This is a genomic window from Streptomyces sp. NPDC052107, assembly GCF_040680215.1.
Lineage (GTDB): Bacteria > Actinomycetota > Actinomycetes > Streptomycetales > Streptomycetaceae > Streptomyces.
The window spans coordinates 1-1228 of sequence record NZ_JBFAWG010000300.1 but is presented as its reverse complement, the minus strand read 5'-3'; the positions used below and the strand labels follow the sequence as shown (position 1 = coordinate 1228).

General features: G+C 53.7%; 2 protein-coding genes. Both read left to right on the top strand.

Annotated elements, in window-relative coordinates:
• A partial coding sequence (locus AB0M27_RS47985; RefSeq protein ID WP_365732485.1) for a hypothetical protein occupies positions 1-392 on the top strand: 392 nt, incomplete at its 5' end.
• A 77-nt stretch (positions 393-469) separates the two neighbouring features.
• On the top strand, positions 470-1228 hold a 759-nt coding region (locus tag AB0M27_RS47980), incomplete at its 3' end, for a DUF4238 domain-containing protein (protein ID WP_365732484.1).

Here is a 1228-nt window from a genome sequence, read left to right as displayed (position 1 = left end):
AGATGAGACGGATCTCCGCCTACCAGGATTTTCGCGTCCAGTTCGGCACATGGGTGCGAAGCCTGCAACGATATGGCTCAATCAAATCCAAACGAAAGGCAACTCTAGAGGACATCGAAGAATCGAGACTCGCAACAGCTGACCCTTTTGCGAGTGTTTTAATCTCCGCAATGCATTTCCGCAATCACTGGAAGGGCACACGAGCCGATGAAATCGCCGGTGCGATTTTTCACCATGTGGTCAACTGGGCGGACGAGCTGAGCGTCAGCAACTTCCCCATACCTCGAAGTTTAGGTAGGCGCGACGTTGCAGAAGAGATCTCGGAGGCTTCCATCGACTTGCATCTGGCAGTGTGCGAAGAAGTTGGAATCCTCGGAACGGATGGCCACTAACCATTCCACTAGTCGATCACAATCGCATACGCGCGACGGATCATCCAGCACGCCATAAAGTTATAAAAGTCACCAACATGGAATCATGTTCGGCGACACTTGCACCCAAAACGTCAATAGTGAAAAACGAATCAGAGGGCACAATGGCTGAACGGATTCGGCGACAACACACCGTTTCCAAGTTCTATTTGAAGGGCTTCGCGGACCAATCGGGGGGGATTCGTCGAGTTTCGCTCCCTGGAGAACCGTCAATCGTTTTGTCCATTCGTGACGCATCAGTCATCAAGGACTTCTACACGGTTACTCTGCCCGATGGGTCTCTTTCAGACGCCTTCGAAAGAGCATTCGGTAAAATCGAAGGCGCTGCTGCAGAAGCACTGAGTGACATCCTTGCAGGAGTGTGGCCGATTGAGGGAGAAGCACGAGAGGCATTTGCCACATGGGTCGCGCTACAGCATCTCCGTTCGCAGGATGTGAGGTATAGCCAGGGGTATATGAATGCCGAGATGATCCGGTTGATAGTTGGCGTTTCCGGAAAGGAGGCCCTTCGCTCCCTCATACAGAATTCTGAGTCTCGGCCAGTATCAGACGAAGAACTGGATGACGAGTGGCGAGACATTACCAAGCCCGGCGGGCCTGACATGGCTCCGAGCGCGAACCAACACGTTCGCTTGCTGAGTAGCCTCCTCCCCCCTACAGCAGCGTATCTTCGTGACTGCCACTGGACCCTTTTCCGGTTCGACAGGCGGTCCATCGCCACATCTGACCACCCTGTCACTCTCGTAGTGGCTCCTGATCATCCACAGTGGCAAGGCGTGGGAATCGCTACAGCAGAG